The organism is Paucibacter soli (genome assembly GCF_037482845.1).
In the GTDB taxonomy this organism is placed as follows: Bacteria; Pseudomonadota; Gammaproteobacteria; order Burkholderiales; family Burkholderiaceae_C; genus Paucibacter_B; species Paucibacter_B soli.
The window spans coordinates 112,704-129,948 of the sequence record NZ_JBBHJW010000008.1; the positions used below are offsets into that span (position 1 = coordinate 112,704).

At 68.0% G+C, this 17,245-nt stretch carries 13 protein-coding genes; 4 read left to right on the forward strand and 9 right to left on the reverse strand.

The window, feature by feature from the left end:
• Positions 1-69 precede the first annotated feature (69 nt).
• Positions 70-2,301, forward strand: coding sequence for an O-linked N-acetylglucosamine transferase, SPINDLY family protein (locus WG898_RS16935; RefSeq protein ID WP_339603975.1), 2,232 nt, complete (start codon positions 70-72; stop codon positions 2,299-2,301).
• 42 nt (positions 2,302-2,343) lie between these two features.
• Here the strand turns inward: WG898_RS16935 and WG898_RS16940 are convergent, their stop codons facing one another.
• From WG898_RS16940 to WG898_RS16960, 5 genes are all read right to left on the reverse strand, one after another.
• Positions 2,344-5,571, reverse strand: coding sequence for an efflux RND transporter permease subunit (locus tag WG898_RS16940; protein ID WP_339603976.1), 3,228 nt, complete (start codon positions 5,569-5,571; stop codon positions 2,344-2,346).
• Positions 5,572-5,581: 10 nt separating this feature from the next.
• Positions 5,582-6,757, reverse strand: a complete 1,176-nt coding sequence (locus WG898_RS16945; RefSeq protein WP_339603977.1) for an efflux RND transporter periplasmic adaptor subunit — start codon at positions 6,755-6,757, stop codon at positions 5,582-5,584.
• A 158-nt stretch (positions 6,758-6,915) separates the two neighbouring features.
• Positions 6,916-8,148, reverse strand: a complete 1,233-nt coding sequence (locus WG898_RS16950; protein WP_339603978.1) for an MFS transporter — start codon at positions 8,146-8,148, stop codon at positions 6,916-6,918.
• Positions 8,100-9,197 carry a chorismate synthase gene (gene aroC, locus WG898_RS16955; protein ID WP_339603979.1) on the reverse strand — a complete coding sequence of 366 codons (1,098 nt, stop codon included), beginning with the start codon at positions 9,195-9,197 and terminating at the stop codon, positions 8,100-8,102. Before aroC ends, WG898_RS16950 begins: the two co-directional genes overlap by 49 nt.
• Before the next feature lie 51 nt (positions 9,198-9,248).
• On the reverse strand, positions 9,249-9,719 hold the full coding sequence (locus tag WG898_RS16960) for a CBS domain-containing protein (protein ID WP_339603980.1): 471 nt from the start codon (positions 9,717-9,719) through the stop codon (positions 9,249-9,251).
• Positions 9,720-9,810: 91 nt separating this feature from the next.
• On the opposite strand from WG898_RS16960, the gene WG898_RS16965 reads away from it, so the two are divergent.
• Together WG898_RS16965 and WG898_RS16970 are read left to right on the forward strand one after the other, a co-directional pair.
• Positions 9,811-11,172, forward strand: a complete 1,362-nt coding sequence (locus WG898_RS16965; protein WP_339603981.1) for an O-acetylhomoserine aminocarboxypropyltransferase — start codon at positions 9,811-9,813, stop codon at positions 11,170-11,172.
• Positions 11,173-11,179: 7 nt separating this feature from the next.
• A complete protein-coding gene (locus WG898_RS16970) occupies positions 11,180-11,980 on the forward strand; it encodes an alpha/beta fold hydrolase (protein ID WP_339603982.1) in 801 nt (266 codons plus the stop codon).
• A 13-nt stretch (positions 11,981-11,993) separates the two neighbouring features.
• On the opposite strand, the gene WG898_RS16975 is transcribed toward WG898_RS16970, so the two are convergent.
• From WG898_RS16975 to kbl, 3 genes are read right to left on the reverse strand one after another with little or no spacing between them, the layout of a single operon-like run.
• Positions 11,994-12,824, reverse strand: a complete 831-nt coding sequence (locus WG898_RS16975; RefSeq protein WP_339603983.1) for a MipA/OmpV family protein — start codon at positions 12,822-12,824, stop codon at positions 11,994-11,996.
• A gap of 38 nt (positions 12,825-12,862) precedes the next feature.
• Complete coding sequence (locus tag WG898_RS16980) at positions 12,863-13,804, reverse strand: NAD-dependent epimerase/dehydratase family protein (RefSeq protein ID WP_339603984.1); 942 nt, start codon at positions 13,802-13,804, stop codon at positions 12,863-12,865.
• Between the two features lie 17 nt (positions 13,805-13,821).
• The gene (kbl, locus tag WG898_RS16985; RefSeq protein ID WP_444718964.1) at positions 13,822-15,042 is read right to left on the reverse strand and encodes a glycine C-acetyltransferase; all 1,221 of its coding nucleotides are present in this window, start codon (positions 15,040-15,042) and stop codon (positions 13,822-13,824) included.
• 95 nt (positions 15,043-15,137) lie between these two features.
• On the opposite strand from kbl, the gene WG898_RS16990 reads away from it, so the two are divergent.
• Positions 15,138-15,716: a helix-turn-helix domain-containing protein gene (locus WG898_RS16990; protein ID WP_339603985.1), complete on the forward strand. Its 579-nt coding sequence runs from the start codon at positions 15,138-15,140 to the stop codon at positions 15,714-15,716.
• 222 nt (positions 15,717-15,938) lie between these two features.
• Here the strand turns inward: WG898_RS16990 and WG898_RS16995 are convergent, their stop codons facing one another.
• A complete protein-coding gene (locus WG898_RS16995; RefSeq protein WP_339603986.1) occupies positions 15,939-17,231 on the reverse strand; it encodes a YihY family inner membrane protein in 1,293 nt (430 codons plus the stop codon).
• Positions 17,232-17,245 lie beyond the last annotated feature (14 nt).

The window sequence follows — 17,245 nt, forward strand, 5'->3', positions numbered from 1 at the left end:
GACGGCGCGCCGCAGGCGCGCCTGCCGTGATAATCGCGCCGCCATGCAGACCATGCCGACGCCGTCACGATGAGCGCAACGCGCGATCCCTCGCAAGCCGAGTTGCAGCCGCTGCTGCAATGCTTCAACACCAGGCGCTATGACGAGATGGAGCGGGCCGCGCGGGCCTTGCTGCTGCGCTTTCCGGATTCGGGCCTGCTGTGCAAGGCGCTGGGCGTCGCCCTGCAGGCCCAGGGCAAGGAGGCCATAGAGACGCTGCGGCGCGCGCGCACGCTGCTGCCCGACGATGCCGAACTGCCCAGCAATCTGGGCAACCTGCTGAGCCAGCAGGGCCTGCACAAGGAGGCGCTGGCCTGCTACCGGGATGCGCTGGCGCTGCGCCCCGATTTCGCCGAGGCGCATGGCAATCTGGGTCTGGCTCTGATGCGCGCGGGGCGCCTGGACGACGCCCTGCCATGCCTGCAGCGCGCCCTGCAGCTCAAGCCCGGCTTCGTCGAAGCGCATTGCAATCTGGGCCTGGTGCTGCAGCGGCTTGGCCGCCTGGACGAGGCGCTGCAAGCGTTCGAGCGCGCGCTTGCGCTCAAGCCCGACTTCGCCGCCGCCCAGGCGCTGCTGGACAAGGCGTTGTTCGATGCGGCCCATGCCCTGGCCGCACAGGGCCAGACCCAGGCCGCCATCGCGCGCTACCAGCGGCTGCTGCAGCGCCAGCCCGGGCATCTGCCCGCGCTGTGCAATCTGGGCCTGCTGCTGCAGGGGCTGGGCCGGTTCGCCGAGGCCGCGGCACTCTACCGCCGTGGCCTCGAGCTTGATCCCGCCGCGACCGAACTGCTCAACAACCTCGGCAACACCTTGAAGGCCCAGGGCCTTGTCGACGAAGCCCTGCCGCTCTACCGTCGCGCCATCGCCGCCCGCCCCAGCGACACCTTGGCCCATGCCAATCTGGCCGCTGCGCTGCGCGAGCTGGGTGACTTCGACGGCGCGGCGCATGGCTATCAACGCATCCTGGCCCTGCAGCCCGAGCAGCATTGGGCGCACAGCGACCTGCTGTTCCTGCGATGCCATCGCGAGCCGGAATCGCCGGCCGCGACGCGCGCCGCGGCGGCACGCTATGGCGCCACGCTGGCCAGCCTCGCGCCGGCACGCGCGCATTGGCCCAATGCTGCCGAGCCGGCGCGCTGCCTGCGCGTCGGCCTGGTGTCGGCCGACCTGCGCGAGCATCCGGTCGGCTACTTCCTGCAGTCGCTGCTGACGGCGCTGGCTGCTCAGGCAGGCGACCAGCTGAGCCTGATCGCCTATGCGAACAACGCCCAGCATGATGGCCTCAGCGCGGCGCTGAAGGCCAGCGCTGCGGGCTGGCGCCAGGTGCAGGACTTGAGCGATGCGCAGCTGGCGGCGCAGATCGAGGCGGACGGCATTGACATCCTGGTCGACCTTTCTGGCCACACCGCGGGCAACCGCCTGCCTGCGTTCGCTCGCAAGCCCGCGCCGCTGCAGCTCTCCTGGCTGGGCTATTGCGCCAGCACCGGCGTGGCAGCCATCGACCATGTCCTGTGCGACCCCTGGATTGCACCGCCGGGCATGGAGGCGGCCTTCACCGAAGGCTTGTGGCGGCTGCCCGAGAGCTTTCTGTGTTTCACGCCGCCGACGCTGCCCCTGCCTGTCGCCCCCCTGCCCGCTGCCACGCGCGGCCAGCTCACCTTCGGCTGTTTCAACAAATTCAACAAGCTCAACGACGCGGTGCTGCGCTTGTGGGCCGAGCTGCTGGCCGCGCTGCCGGGCAGCCGGCTGTACCTGAAGAATGCCCAGCTGGACGTGGCCAGCACCCGCGCTGGCCTGCAGGCCCGCCTGGCCGCGCTGGGCATTCCCGCCGAACGCCTGTGGCTGGAAGGCGCCAGCCCGCGTACCGACTACCTGCGCTGTTATGCCGACGTGGACATCGCGCTGGACCCCTTCCCCTACCCTGGCGGCACCACCAGCATGGAGGCGCTGTGGATGGGCGTGCCGGTGCTGACCCTGGCCGGCAGCACGCCGCTGGCGCGCCAGGGCGTGAGCATCATGCAGAACCTGCAGCTGCCCGACTGGGTGGCCGCCGACCGCGCCGACTATTTGACGCTGGCACAACGCCATGCCGCCGACCTGCAGACCCTGGCGGCCCTGCGCCAGGGTCTGCGCGCGCGCCTGCTGCGCTCGCCGCTGTGCGACGCGCCGCGCTTCGCCACGCATTTCGAGGCTGCGCTGCGGCAGCTGTGGCGGCAATGGTGCGAGCAGAAGAGAAAAGGCCCCGACCAGGTCGGGGCCTAGGGGCCGCGTCTCACCGCCAGCTTGAACCCATCACTCCTTGCGTCACTCCTTGGCGGCCGGCATGGCACCGGGCATATCCAGCGGCATGGCCGCACCCTGCGCTTCGACGGCCTTGGCGGCCGGCTTGCGCAGGCGCACGAGATAGGAGTACAGCACCGGCACCACCACCAGGGTCAGGATGGTCGAGGTGATCACGCCGCCGATGATGGCGCGGCCCATCGGCGCCTGGATCTCGCCACCCTCGTTGAGCGCGATCGCCATCGGCAGCATGCCAAAGATCATCGCCGCGGTGGTCATGATGATGGGGCGCATGCGTATCAGGCCGGCCTGCAGCAGGGCATCGGGCACCGAGGCGCCGGCCTTGCGGGCATGGTTGGCGAAGTCCACCAGCAGGATGGCGTTCTTGGTCACCAGGCCCATCAGCATCACCAGGCCAATCATCGAGAACACGTTCAGCGTGGTCCCGGTGACCAGCAGGGCCAGCATCACACCGATCAGGGCCAGGGGCAGCGAGGCCATGATGGCGATGGGTTGCACAAAGCTGCCGAACTGGCTGGCCAGCACGATGTAGATGAAGATCACCGCCAGCCCCATGGCCGCCAGCAGACCCTTGAAGGCATCGGCCTGCTGCTTGCCGGCGCCGTCCACATTGAAGCTGGTGCCGGGCGGTAGATGGGTGGCCTTGATGAGCTTCTGCACGTCGGCGTTGACGTCGCCCGAGGGGCGGCCCTCGACGCCGGCGAACACCGCCTCGCGGCGCTGCAGGTTCTGGCGGCGTATCACCTCGGGGTTGAACACCGGTGTGATGGTGGCTACCTGGTCGAGCGCGATCGGCGAGCCGTCCTTGGCAAAGGCCACCGGCAACTTGAGCATCTGGTCGACGCGCTGGCGCTGCTCCACCGGCAGGCGCAGCAGCACCTCGACCTGGTTGCCGTCGGGCGTGGTCCAGTGGGTGGCGACCTCGCCGTTCACATAAGCGCGCAGCGACGCGGCGATCTGCGGGCCGGTCAGACCCAGCTCGCGAATGGCCGAATCCTTGAGGCGGACCGCAAAGGCCGGCAGGCCGGGCTTGACCGTGGTCTCCACGTCCACCGCGCCCTTGATTTGCTTGATCTTGGCGACCAGGTCGTTGGCCAGCTGCGTCAACACCTCGGGATCGTTGCCCAGGATGGTGATCCAGATTTCGCGGTTGCCGCCAACGCTGGCGTCCACACCGGGGATCTTGGCGATGTCGGCACGGATCGCGTCCTCGATCTGCTTCTGGCTGCGCTTGCGTGCCTTCTTTTCCACCAGCGAAATGCTCAGGATGGCCTGGTTGCGTCCGGTGGCCATGCCCTCGCCGGTGCTGCCCACCACGGTGGAGACGGTCTTGACCTCGGGATAGCCGCTCAGGATCTCCTCGATCTGTGCCACCTTGGCGCTGCTGCGCTCCAGGCTGGAGGCCACCGGCAGGCGCAGATTGATCTGGGTGAAGCTGTCGTCGGTCTTGGGAGCGAACTCCGAGCCCACCAGGCCGGCCAGCAGCAGGGCCACGAAAAAGCTCAGCGTACCGCCCCACAGCACCAGGCCGCGCGGCGTGATGGTGGCAAAGCGAAGGCGGCGCTTCTGCGTGCGGTCACGCAGGCCCTGGGCATCGAAGGGGCGCGCGAACACCGGCAGCCAGGCGCGGTAGCGGCGACCCGAGAATACCCAGCGTATGGTGTGTTCGTACACACGGTGCAGCACATCCATGCCGCGGTCGGTGGCACGGATCATGTGCCCGATCACCGGCATGCGCTTGAGGTAATGGCTGGGCGGATCCTTCCAGACCGAGCTCAGCATCGGGTCCAGCGTGAAACTGACGAACAGGCTCACCAGCACCGCCACCGCCACCGTGATGCCGAAGGGGTAGAAGAACTTGCCGATGATGCCGCCCATGAAGGAAACCGGCACGAACACCGCGCAGATCGCGAAGGTGGTGGCCATCACCGCCAGGCCGATCTCGTTGGTGCCGTCTTCGGCGGCGCGCTGGTGGTTCTTGCCCATCGCCACATGGCGCACGATGTTCTCGCGCACCACGATGGCGTCGTCGATCAACAGACCGATGCACAGCGAGAGCGCCATCATGGTCATGAAGTTGAGCGTGAAGCCGAAGGCGTGCACCGCGATGAAGCTGGAGATCACCGCGATAGGCAGGGTCAGGCCGGTGATGATGGTGGAACGCCAGCTGTGCAGGAACAGGAACACGATCGCCACCGTCAGCAGCGCACCTTCGATCAGGGTGTGCTTGAGGCCTTCGAGCGAATTCTTGACGTTGTCGCTGGAGGCATAGATCAGGTTCAGCTCGACATCGGCCGGCAGGCTCTTGCGCAGCTCGTCCATGGCCTCCTTGACGCCGTCGCCGGTGGCGACGATGTTGGCGTCCTGCTGTTTGAACACATTGAAGGTCACGGCCTGGGCGCCGTTGATGCGCGCGATGCTGTCGCGCTCGCGCTCGCGCTCGACGAGATGGCCCAGATCGCCCAGGGTCAGCACCAGGTTGCCGCGCCGCGCCACCACCACGTTAGCAAACTGCTTGGGATCGCGCACGCGGCCCTCGACGCGCAGGATGGCGTCGGCGGTCGAGTCGGAAATCAGGCCCACGGGCTGATCCATATTGGCATCGCGCAAGGCGGCCGAGATTTCGGCCGGCGTGACGTTGTAGGCGCGCAGGCGCAGCGGATCCAGATCGACGCGCACCTCGCGCGTCACCATGCCGCTCACATCCACGCGCGCCACGCCGTCCACACGGCCCAGGCGCTTGGCCACCGTCAACTCGGCCATCATCGAGAGCTCGCGCGCCGGGCGCGTCTTGCTCATCAAGGCGGCCAACACCACCGGCTGGTTTTCTTCCACCGAGGCACGCGCCACCGTGGGCGCCTTGGCATCCCTTGGGAAGATCGCCTGCACGGCGGAGACGCGGTCGCGCACCTCCTGCATGGCCCGGCCCATATCGGTGTTGAGGCCGAATTCGACCTGGGCCTGCACCCGGCCCTCGAAGCTGCGCGAGATCACCTTCTCGACGCCGGCGATGCTGTTGAGCGCCTCCTCCAGCGGCTTGGCGATCTCACGCTCCACCGCCTCGGGCGATGCGCCGGGGTAGCGCACATCCACCGAGGCCACCGGGATGGTGATGTCGGGCAGGTTCTCCACGCCCAGCTTGGCGTAGCTGAACAGGCCCAGCACGCACAGGGCCACCATCACCATGGTGGCGAAGACCGGGTTTTGAATCGAGACGCGTGTCATCCACATGGCGCGCTCCTCAGTTGGCCGCCGGGCCGGCGGCGGCGCTGGCAACCTTGGCGTCCTTGCCATCCTTGGACTTGGCTGCCACGATCTCGGCCTTGCTGCCCTCGCGCAGATTGTCGAAGCGCGCTGCCAGCACCTGGGCGTCCGCGTTGAGGCCTTGCAGCACCTCGACACGGCCCTCGCGCGCATCGCGCCGGCCGGTGGTGACGATGCGGCGCACGAGCGCACCCTTCTCGATCATCCAGACATGCTCCTGGCCCGAGGTGCTGCCCACCGCGGCGATCGGCACCGCCAGACGCTGGGCTTCGTCAGGCAGTTCGACGCGCGCCACGGCGTATTGGCCGGCGCGGAATTCCTCCTTGGGATTGCTCAGCTCCAGGGTCACGCCGATCGAGCGGGTGCCGGGCTCGGCGGCAGGCGCGATGCGGGCAATGCGCGCCTCCACCGGCTTGTCGACGCCTTCGATGCGCACCTGCACCGCCATACCGGGCTTGAGCCGGCTGACCTCGTGCGTGCCCACCAGGCCCGCCAACTCCAAGCGGCTGAGGTCGACGATGCTGAGGATTTGCTGCTCGGGCGAGAGCTTCTCGCCCGGCAGGGCATGGCGCTTGGACACCACCCCGCTGATGGGCGCCACCAGCGCGGCCTGGCGCAGCGCCACCTGACTGGTGTCGTACTGCGCCTTGGCACTGAGCAGCTGCGCGCGTGCCGCTTCCAGCGCGGCACGCGAGGTGTCCAGTGCAGTGGAGGCGATGAATTTCTGATCGGCCAGGCCCTGGTTGGCCTTGTACTGGCGCTCGGCCTGCTCGAGCTGGGCACGCGCAGATTCGACGCTGGCACTGCGCTCGGCTGCGCGGTAGCGCAACTCCTCCAGATCGACCTGGCCCAGGGCCTGGCCGATGTGCACACGGCTGCCTTCGGCCACCGCCAGGTTCAGCAGTGTGCCGGCCGACTTGCTGCGCACCACCACCGTGCCCGGCGCCACCAGCGGGCCCGAGAACTCGATCAATTCGGGCATGCTGACCGTTGACGGCTTGACCACCTCGCCGGCGGTGAACTCCAGGGCCACCTCGGCCTTCTTGTCATCGACTTTCTTGGGGCCCTCGCCCTTGCTGGCAAACACGGCCACACCGGCGCCACCGGCCAGGATGGCCACGGCCACACCACCATAAATCCACTGCTTGCGCATGGTTCCCCCGATCGAAGCGGATGTTGAAAGTGGGGGCAGTGTAGGGACGCGGTTTGCGTGCGCCAGGGGGCCTGCGACGAAATGCGGATTGCTCAACCCCGGCTGCTCTGAGCACGGACAAAAGGTGTCTGTCCGTGACGAAACGCAAAGTTCGCGCGTCAGCGCGCGGCGTCCAGCCTTGCGCTGTGCCAGCAACACAGCGCGCCCAGCAGGGCTGCCGCGCTGGCAGCCCAGAAGGTGGCGGCATAGCCCCACAGCGAGGCCAGCGCGGCGCCGCCCACGCTGCCCAGCACACCCGAGCAGCCATAGCCCAGCACCGAATAGAGCGCCTGTCCACGGCCACGCAAGCGCCCCGGGAAGTAGCGCGTCACCAGCGCGATGCAGGCGGTGTGCTGGGCCGCAAAGGTGAGGGCATGGGTGCATTGCGCCAGCACCAGCACCCAGACCCAGCTGCCAAAGGCGGCGGTGGCGGCAAAGCGCGCGCCCGACAGCAGCGCCGCCGCCATCAGCCAGCCATGCAGGCTGCCGCGCTCCAGCAAGCGCCCCTGGAAGGCAAACCAGGCGATCTCCACCACCACCGAGACCGCCCACAGCCCGCCCACCACAGGCTTGCTGTAACCCAGCTCGTCCAGGTAGAGGCTGAAGAAGGCATAGAGGGCCGAGTGTGCCAGCACGGTGAGGAACACGCCGGCGAAGAACCAGCGCACCTCCGGGTGTGCCAGCACCTCGCGCAGCGGCGGCGCCGGCTCATGGCCATGCGAGGGCGCATGCTGCTCGGGAAGGCGATGCGCGGCCCACACCAGCAGCAGCAGCAGGGCGATCACGGTCCAGGCAAAGTAGCGCATGCCGAAATGCTGGAACCACCAGCCCGCCAGCAACACGGTGCTCAGAAAGCCGACCGAGCCCCAGACGCGCACGCGGCCGTATTTGCGCGCGTCCATGCCGCCGCCCTGGGTCAGCAACTGCGCTGCCACCACGGTCTCGGTGAGCGGCACGATGGCGGCGTTGAACAGATACATCAGAAAGCAGGACAGGGCCAGGCTGGCAAAGCTGGGCGGCAGCAAGAAGCCCAGCGAGGCCAGCAGGCAGGCCAGGCTGGCCCAGCGGATCAGGCGCACGCGCTGGCCGCTGCGGTCGGCCAGCGCGCCCCAGGCATAGGGTGCGAACAGCCGCGTCCAGCTCGAGATCGAGACCAGCACGCCGATCGCGAACACCGGCAGGCCCAGCTCCTTGTACCAGAGCGGCGCGTAGGGATTGAAGGCGCCGATGCTGGCGAAATAGGCGAAGGACAGCAGCGCGCAGGCACCCAGCGTGCGGCCGGGGGCGGCGGCCGCGTCGGCCATCAGCGCTGCGAGGGAATGGCCGGCATCGCGTGCCGCACGTCGCCGCATTGCGCGCGGTGGCGCAGCGCATGGTCCATCAGCACCAGCGCCAGCATGGCCTCGGCGATGGGGGTGGCACGTATGCCCACGCAGGGGTCGTGGCGGCCGAAGGTTTCCACCTGGGTGGGCTCGCCGGCGCGGTTGATCGAGGCCTTGGGGCTGCGTATCGAGCTGGTGGGCTTGATCGCAATCGAGACAGAGAGGTCCTGGCCGGTGGAGATGCCGCCCAGCACGCCGCCGGCATTGTTGCTGGCAAAACCGCCCGGGGTCAGCTCGTCGCCATGCTGGCTGCCGCGCTGCGCCACGCTGGCAAAGCCGGCGCCGATCTCCACGCCCTTGACCGCATTGATGCCCATCATCGCGTAGGCGATCTCGGCGTCCAGCTTGTCGAACAGCGGCTCGCCCAGGCCTACCGGCACGCCGGTGGCTTCCACGCGGATGCGTGCGCCCACCGAATCGCCGGCGCGGCGCAGCTCGTCCATATAGACCTCCAGCTCGGCGATCTTGCTGGCGTTGGCGGCGAAGAAGGGATTCTGGCTCACATGCTGCCAGCCCTCGAAGGGGATCTCCAGCTCGCCCAGCTGGGTCATGCAGCCGCGGAACTCGGTGCCGTACTGTTGCTTCAACCACAGACGCGCCACCGCTCCGGCGCCCACCATGGGCGCGGTCAGGCGCGCCGATGAGCGGCCACCGCCGCGCGGATCGCGCAGGCCGTATTTGCGCCAGTAGCTGTAGTCGGCATGACCGGGGCGGAAGGTGTCGAGGATGTTGCCGTAGTCCTTGCTGCGCTGGTCGGTGTTCTTGATCAGCAGGCAGATCGGCGTGCCGGTGGTTTGGCCCTCGTAGACGCCGGAGAGGATCTCGACGGTGTCGGGCTCGTTGCGCTGGGTCACATGTCGCGAGGTACCGGGGCGGCGGCGATCCAGTTCGGGCTGGATGTCGGCCTCGCTCAGCGCCAGGCCGGGCGGGCAGCCGTCGATCACGCAGCCTATCGCCGGGCCATGGCTCTCGCCGAAATTCGTGACGCGGAACAACTCACCAAATGTGCTGCCTGACATGCCGGATCCAAAGCCTGTGCCCGGCGGGAACGCCGGGCTTCGACCCGGATTCTAGAGCTTGGGCTCGGCCGTCGAGGCGCCCTCTTCCTCGACCGGCCAATCGCGGATATAGGCCTTGAGCATGCGGTTCTCGAAGTCCTGGCTGTCGACCACGGCCTTGGCCACGTCGTAGAAGGAGATCACGCCCATCAGCGTCTTGCCGTTGAGCACCGGCATGTAGCGGGCATGGCGCCCCAGCATCATGCGGCGCACCTCGTCGATCTCGGTCTCGGGCGTGCAGGTGAGCGGATGGTCGTCCATCACCGTGCGCACGATCGAGGAGCCGACACTGCCACCATTGCGCTGCACCGCCGCGATCACCTCGCGGAAGGTCAGCATGCCCACCAGGTCGCCGTGCTCCATCACCACCAGCGAACCGATGTCGTATTCGGCCATGGTGGCGATGGCATCGCCCAGGGCTTGATCCGGCGCAACTGTGTAGAGGGTGCCGCCCTTGACGCGGAGTATGTCGACAACTTTCATGGTGGCCTCCTCGAAGAACTGGGTGATGTGTAGCGTTGGATGGTTTCCAACATAGCACACAATGCCCGCATCGAACACAAGCGGAGACACCATGTCCGGCTACGCCGACCCTGGCTTTGATACCTTGGCGCTACACGCGGGGGCAACACCCGACCCCGCCACCGGCGCGCGCGCCACGCCCCTGCACCTCACGACCTCCTTCGTCTTCGAGAACTCGGAGCACGCGGCCTCGCTCTTCAATATGGAACGCGCCGGCCATGTCTACTCGCGCATCTCCAACCCCACCACTGCGGTATTCGAGGAGCGCGTGGCGGCGCTGGAGGGCGGCGTCGGCGCGATCGCCACCGCCAGCGGTCAGGCCGCCCTGCATCTTGCGATCGCTACCCTGGCCGGCGCGGGCTCGCACATCGTCGCCTCGGCCGCGCTCTACGGCGGTTCGCACAATCTGCTGCACTACACGCTGGCGCGCTTCGGCATCGAAACCACATTCGTGCGCCCCGGCGAGCTGGATGCCTGGAAGGCGGCGATACGACCCAACACCAAGCTGCTGTTCGGCGAGACCCTGGGCAACCCGGGCATGGACCTGCTGGACATTCCCAATGTGGCCGCCATCGCCCATGAGGCCGGCCTGCCGCTGCTGGTGGACTCGACGCTCACCACGCCCTATCTGATGCGGCCCTTCGAGCATGGCGCCGACCTGGTCTACCACTCGGCCACCAAGTTCCTCAGCGGCCATGGCACCGTGGTGGGTGGCGTGCTGGCCGACAGCGGCGCCTTCGACTGGCAGGCCGCGCATGATCGCAGCGCCGAGGCGCTGCGATCGTCGGGCTTTGACGCCGCAAGCGGCGCCAAGCCCGCCACGCCCCGCTTCGCCGAGTTGTGCGAGCCCTACGCGGGCTTCCACGGCATGGTGTTCAGCGAGGAAAGCACGGTGGGTGCCTTTCTGCTGCGCGCGCGCCGCGAGGGGCTGCGCGACTTTGGCGCCTGCATGAGCCCGCACACCGCCTGGCTGATCCTGCAGGGCATAGAGACACTCTCGCTGCGCATGCAACGCCATGTGAGCAACGCGCAAAAGGTGGCCGAGTTCCTGGAGGCCCAAGCCGGCGTGGCGCGCGTGGGCTATCCGGGCCTGGCCAGCCATCCGAGCCATGCACTCGCGCAGCGCCTCTTGCCCAGGGGTTGCGGCTCGGTGTTCAGCTTTGATCTGAATGGCAGCCGCGAGCAGGGCAAGCGCTTCATCGAGGCGCTGAAGATCTTCAGCCATCTGGCCAATGTGGGCGATTGCCGCTCGCTGGTGATACACCCGGCCAGCACCACGCATTTCCGCATGGACGATGCGGCGCTGGCGCAGGCCGGCATCACGCCGGGCACGATACGCCTGTCCATCGGTCTGGAGGATGCCGACGACCTGATCGCCGACCTCAAGACCGCCCTGAAGATTGCCGCCAAGTAAGCGCACCATGAAGCTGCAAGTCAACGCACAGACCGTCTACGCCTATACCGGCGGCAAGGACTTCGACCCCACCCTGCCCTGCATCGTGTTCGTGCATGGCGCCCTGCACGACCACAGCGTCTGGACCCTGCTGGCACGCTGGTTCGCCCACCATGGCCATGCCGTGCTGGCGCTGGACCTGCCCGGCCATGGCCGCAGCGAGGGTCAGGCCTTGCCCTCGGTGGAGGCGCTGGGGGCCTGGCTGGTGCAGGTGCTGGACGCCACCGGCGTGCAGCAGGCGGCGCTGGTGGGCCACAGCATGGGCTCGCTGATCGCGCTGGAGGCCGCGGCGCAGGCGCCGGCGCGCGCCACGCGCCTATTGATGCTGGGCACGGCCTATCCGATGAAGGTCTCCGAGGCCTTGCTGGAAACCTCGCGCAGCGCGCCGCTCAAGGCCATGGAGATGGTGAATGTGTTCTCGCACAGCAGCCAGGCCAGCAAGCCGTCCTACCCCGGCCCGGGCGCCTGGCTGCATGGCGGCAATCTGCAGCTGATGCGGCACATCCAGTCCGGCTATGGCCATGGCAATCTGTTCGAGCACGACTTCCGCGTCTGCGATGCCTATGCCCATGGCCTGGAAGCGGCCGCGCAAGTGACCTGCCCGGCGCACTTCATCCTGGGCGAGCGCGACCAGATGACCGCCCCCAAGCAAAGCCAGGCCCTGGGCGCGGCACTCAAAGCCAGCGTGCAGCGCGTGCCCGCCGGGCATTCGATGATGGCGGAGGCGCCCGAGCAGGTATTGACGGCGTTGAGGGCCGCGCTCGCCTAAACGCCCCGAAGCATCAGTTGCGGTAAGCCAGCCCCAGGCTCCAGCCGAAGGCGCTGCGGCGCTGGTCGAGCGGGCTGTCGGCCGCCGGACCCAGCAGGGTGCTGAGGCTGGCGCCCGCATAGCCCACCCAATGGCGGCCAAAGGCCCTCGTGTAGTTGGCGCCCAGGCTGGCGTCGCGCAGGCCGGCGCCGGGCTCGTAAGCGCGGCCATAGCGTTGCGCGGCCGGGCTGTCGGCCGGCACGCCGAAGTAGCTGAGCATGTGGCGGCGATCGCCCGCCGAGGCACTCACGAAAGCGCTCAGCTCGGCCATCTGGCTGCGATAGAGACGGCGTGTCAGATCGATGGTGGCCACGGCACCGCCGCGTTTGCCCAGCAGATCCTGGCTCAGGGCGCCGGACAGCTGCCATTGGGGCCCCAGTTCGTAGCTCGCATAGATGCGGCCGCGCAGGGTGCGCTGCACATCCGGCAAGCCCGCCGTGCTGCTGACGGCATCGCTGTGGCGGCCGCTGTCGAAGCGCAGGCCGAAGCCCACGCGCAAGGTGCTGCTGCGGAACAGTTCGCGGCTGGCGCCGGGCCCCGGCCCCACGGCCTCGTTGCCAAAGCCCATCAAGCCCCCCGCCCCCGAGGTGGAGATGCGCCAGCGCCCCCAGCGCAGCGCCCACAAGGGCTTCAGACCGACGCTGCGCTGCTCCGAGCCCCAGTAATCGGGGCCGGCGCGCAGGCCCAGGCCCAGCAGGTAGCGGAAGTCTTCCTCATCCGCCGCCGGGAGGGTCTGGGCAACAGCGGGGCCGGCGCCGAGCAGCAGCATGGCGCCAAGAGTGAGCGCAGCAGGGGTCACACGCATGCCGCAAGCTTAGCAGCGCCATGCCGCCGCCCATGCACTCAGGTCAAGAGCGGGCGCAATTCCTTGAGCATGTCGCCCACCATCGCGCGCAGGTCGTAGGCCAGCTGCCAGCCCCAGTCGGCGCTGGCGCGGCTGTCGTCGATGGACTGCGGCCAGCTGGCGGCAATCGCCTGGCGGAAGTCGGGCGCGTAGCTGATCTCGAAGGCGGGGAGCTCGGCGCGGATCGCCGCGGCGATCTGCGCCGGCGTGAAGCTCACGCCCGCCAGGTTGTAGGAGCCGCGCTCGCGGATCGCCTCGGCGGGCGCTTCCATCAGCTCGATGGTGGCGCGCAGCGCGTCGGGCATGTACATCATCGGCAAGGCCTGACCCTCTTCGAGGAAGCAGCTGTAGCGGCCCGTCTTCAGCGCGGCGTGGAAGATCTCCACCGCGTAGTCGGTGGTGCCGCCGCCGGGCGGGGTCTTCCAGCTGATCAGGCCGGGGTAGCGCAGGCTGCGCACGTCCACGCCATGGTTGGCGTGGTACCAGCGGCACCAGCCCTCGCCGGCCAGCTTGGAGATGCCGTAGACCGTGCTGGGGTCCATCACCGTGTCCTGTGGCGTCAGCGTCTGCGGGGTCTTGGGGCCGAAGGCCGCGATCGAGCTAGGCCAGAACACACGCTCGAGCTTTTGCACGCGCGCCAGCTCCAGCACATTCAGCAGGCCCTTCATGTTCAGGTCCCAGGCCCACATGGGGTGCTTCTCGCCGGTGGCCGAGAGCGCCGCGGCAAGGTGGTAGACCTGGGTGATGCCGTGGCGCTTGGCCACCGCGGTGAGCGCGGCGGCATCGGTCACGTCCAGCATCTCGTGCGTGAGCGTGGGCACGCGGCCCTCGGGGGCCAGGTCGCTGGTGATGACGTTGGCATTGCCATGGCGCAGCGCCAGCTCTTGCGCCAGCTCGGTACCGATCTGGCCGTTGGCGCCAATGATGAGAATCTTGGTCATACGCGCTCTTGCTCTGTTCAGGCGGGAATCAAGCCCAGCTCGCGGCCGGCCTGGGTGAAGGCGGCCACGGCCTTTTCGAGGTGATGGCGCTCATGGCCGGCCGAGACCTGCACGCGGATGCGCGCCTGGCCCTTGGGCACCACCGGGAAGAAGAAGCCCACCGCATACACGCCCAGCTCCAGCAGGCGTGCGCTGAGCTGCTGGGCCTTGACCGCGTCGTACACCATGATGGGCACGATGGGATGGCTGCCAGGCTTGATCTCGAAGCCGGCGGCCTGGATGGCCGCACGGAAATAGGCGGTGTTGGCCTCCAGCTTGTCGCGCAGCGCGGTCGAGCCCTCCAGCAGGTCCAGTACCGCGATCGAGGCACCGACGATGCTGGGCGCCACCGTGTTGGAGAACAGATAGGGGCGCGAGCGCTGGCGCAGCAGCTCGATCACTTCCTTGCGGCCGCTGGTGAAGCCGCCCGAGGCGCCGCCCAGGGCCTTGCCCAGGGTACCGGTGATGATGTCGATCTTGCCAAAAACATCGCGGTACTCATGCGTGCCACGGCCGGTCTTGCCCATGAAGCCGCTGGCATGGCATTCGTCTATGCCCAGCAGCGCACCATACTGGTCGGTGAGCGCGCGAATCTTGTCGAGCTGGGCGATCGTGCCGTCCATCGAGAACACGCCGTCGGTGAACACCAGCACGTGGCGCACACCCTTGGCACGCGCGGCCTGCAGCTGCACTTCCAGATCGGCCAGGTCGTTGTGCTTGTAGCGATAGCGCTGCGCCTTGCACAGGCGGATGCCGTCGATGATGGAGGCGTGGTTGAGCTCGTCGCTGATGACCGCATCCTGCTCGCCCAGCAGCGGCTCGAACAGGCCGCCATTGGCGTCGAAGGCCGCGGCGTAGAGGATGGTGTCCTCGGTGCCAAGGAAGCGCGCCAGCCGGGCCTCGAGGGTCTTGTGCAGGTCCTGCGTGCCGCAGATGAAGCGCACCGAGGAGAGACCATAGCCATGCGTGCGCAGCGCCTCATGGGCGGCGGCGATCACGTCCGGATGCGAGGACAGGCCCAGGTAGTTGTTGGCACACAGATTGATGACGTCGCCGCCCTCGGCTGTGTGCACATCGGCGCCCTGCGGCGTGGTGATGATGCGCTCTTTCTTGAACAGGCCGGCGTCGCGTATGCCCTGCAGTTCCTGGCGCAGATGCGCATAGAACGCGTCGCTGCTGTTCACGCTGGTGGTCATCATGGGTCTCCTGGTGCACAATCCGTTAAATAGAACGCAGTTCGCTATATCGAACTTTCGTGCAGTATCCAGGATTAACCTCAACCGGTCAAGGCAGCATGTCCGTCCCCAATCTCGATGCCCTGGAGCCGCCACGTGTCGGCGCCACCTTGCAAACGCTACGCCAGGGCCAGGGCCTGTCGCTGGACGAACTCTCGCGCCGCGCCGGGGTCAGCAAGTCGATGCTGTCGCAGATCGAGCGCAACCAGGCCAACCCCACGGTGGCGGTGGTATGGCGGCTGGCGAATGCGCTGCGCGTGGACCTGTCGGAGCTGCTGGGCGGCGAGCGCCCCAGCGCGCCGGCCATCGAGGTGGTGCCGGCGCATGGCACGCCGGGCATGAGCAGCCCCGACGGGCTGTGCAAGCTGCGCATCCTCGGCCCCATCGATCTGGCCGGCCAATTCGAGTGGTACGAGCTGACGGTGCAACCAGGCGGCGCGCTGGAATCGGCCGCGCACGAGCCCGGCTCGCGCGAGCATCTGAGCGTGCTCAGCGGCACGCTGGAGGTCAGTGCCGGCCAGGTAATGCAAAAGCTCAAGAGCGGCGAGACGGCGCGCTATGCGGCCGATGGGCCGCACGCGATCCGCAACCATGGCAAGCAGGCTGCCACCGCCTTGATGGTGGTGCTGCACCCGTGAAGCCTTCAGCCTAGGGCCTGTTAACACTAAATTTGCCCGATGCGTTGCCACCAGAAAAGCCGTGAACTAGGCGCAAACCGAAGCCGGGGTAGCTCCCCCGGCGAGGCTTTGCAACGACGTGCACGGCTTTTCTGGTGGCAACCCGAAGGGAACGGGGCTGGCAGGGCCCATCTCGTCGTTGAACTCCTCGCCCAGGCAGCCAGCCTGGGCTTCGTCGTCCGCCTAGACCTGGGCCCTACCGGCCCCGTTCGCACGGGCAAATATAGTGTTAACAGGCCCTAGTAGATCGGCCAGGCTCAGGCGCTCCCAGTCGCTGCGCCCCCACAGCGCCGCTAGGCTCTCGCTGCGCTCGGCCAGCAAGGCCTGGATGAGCGGCGCCGCTGCCACCTCGGCGGGCGCGCAAAGCAGCACCAGGCGCTGCGCGCCGGCCTCTTCCAGGCGGCCCACCCAGTTCAGGTCCAGCAGGCTGTCGATCACCGGTTCCAGCTGCAGCGGATCGACGCGCAGCGCCTCCGCCAGCTGCAGGCCATGCCGCCCGCCCTCGCCGACCTCGCGCGCACGCCAAAGTTCGCGCAGGCTCTCCAGCGCCAGCTCGAAGGCCAGGCCCGGCGCGTCGGCGCGGCGCCGCATGCGCGTCGACAGGCTGGGCGCATTGGCCGCCAGGATCGCGCCCAGCAGCACGATGGCCCAGCCCAGATAGATCCAGATCAGGAAGATCGGCACGGTGGCAAAGGCGCCGTAAAGGGTCGAATAGGTCGGCACCTGCTTGACGTACCAGGCCAGGCCGCTCTTGGCCAGGGCAAAGGCGATCGCCACGAAGGCACCGCCCATCAGCGCATGGCGCCAGCGCACATGGGTGTTGGGCACATAGTGGAACAGGCCGGCGATGGCGGCACCCAGCACCAGCATGTCCACGCTGTTGAGCAGCACGCTCAGGCTTTGCGGCAGATTGCTCACCAGGCCCTGGCCGGCCGAGATCGCATAGCTGGTGAGCGTGAGGCTGGCGCCCAGCAGCAGCGGGCCCAGCGTCAGCGCTGCCCAGTACACCAGCACCCGCTGCGCGATCGGACGCGGGCGCTGCACCCGCCAGATCGCGTTGAGCGTGCGATCGATGGTGAGCATCAGCATCAGTGCGGTAAAGCCCAGCACCACCAGGCCCACCGTGCCCACCCTGTTGGCCTTGCTGGCGAACTGGGTCAGCGCCGCGAGCACCGGCTTGGCGATATTCGGCGGGATCAGGCTCTTGAGGAAATACTGCTCCAGCGCCGACTGGAAGGACGAGAACATCGGGAAGGCGGTGAACAACGCCAGCATCACCGTCAGGAGCGGCACCAGCGAGATCAGCGTGGTGAAGGTGAGGCTGCCTGCGGTGAGGCCCAGGCGCTCCTGCTTGAAGCGCTCGCGGAAGGTCAGGAGGGTCTGCCACCAGGGCCAGGCCAGCAGCTCGCTGAGGAAGTTGGACAGCAGCGCGATCGGGTTGCCGAGCGCGCCGGGCGGGTCAGTTCTTGTGGTCATGCTGGCTATGATGC

Coding starts and splice junctions, on each gene's coding strand:
- WG898_RS16935 (WP_339603975.1), top strand. CDS start 70: ATGAGCGCAACGCGCGATCCCTCGCAAGCCGAGTTGCAGCCGCTGCTG.
- WG898_RS16940 (WP_339603976.1), bottom strand. CDS start 5,571: ATGTGGATGACACGCGTCTCGATTCAAAACCCGGTCTTCGCCACCATG.
- WG898_RS16945 (WP_339603977.1), bottom strand. CDS start 6,757: ATGCGCAAGCAGTGGATTTATGGTGGTGTGGCCGTGGCCATCCTGGCC.
- WG898_RS16950 (WP_339603978.1), bottom strand. CDS start 8,148: ATGCGGCGACGTGCGGCACGCGATGCCGGCCATTCCCTCGCAGCGCTG.
- aroC (WP_339603979.1), bottom strand. CDS start 9,197: ATGTCAGGCAGCACATTTGGTGAGTTGTTCCGCGTCACGAATTTCGGC.
- WG898_RS16960 (WP_339603980.1), bottom strand. CDS start 9,719: ATGAAAGTTGTCGACATACTCCGCGTCAAGGGCGGCACCCTCTACACA.
- WG898_RS16965 (WP_339603981.1), top strand. CDS start 9,811: ATGTCCGGCTACGCCGACCCTGGCTTTGATACCTTGGCGCTACACGCG.
- WG898_RS16970 (WP_339603982.1), top strand. CDS start 11,180: ATGAAGCTGCAAGTCAACGCACAGACCGTCTACGCCTATACCGGCGGC.
- WG898_RS16975 (WP_339603983.1), bottom strand. CDS start 12,824: ATGCGTGTGACCCCTGCTGCGCTCACTCTTGGCGCCATGCTGCTGCTC.
- WG898_RS16980 (WP_339603984.1), bottom strand. CDS start 13,804: ATGACCAAGATTCTCATCATTGGCGCCAACGGCCAGATCGGTACCGAG.
- kbl (WP_444718964.1), bottom strand. CDS start 15,042: ATGATGACCACCAGCGTGAACAGCAGCGACGCGTTCTATGCGCATCTG.
- WG898_RS16990 (WP_339603985.1), top strand. CDS start 15,138: ATGTCCGTCCCCAATCTCGATGCCCTGGAGCCGCCACGTGTCGGCGCC.
- WG898_RS16995 (WP_339603986.1), bottom strand. CDS start 17,231: ATGACCACAAGAACTGACCCGCCCGGCGCGCTCGGCAACCCGATCGCG.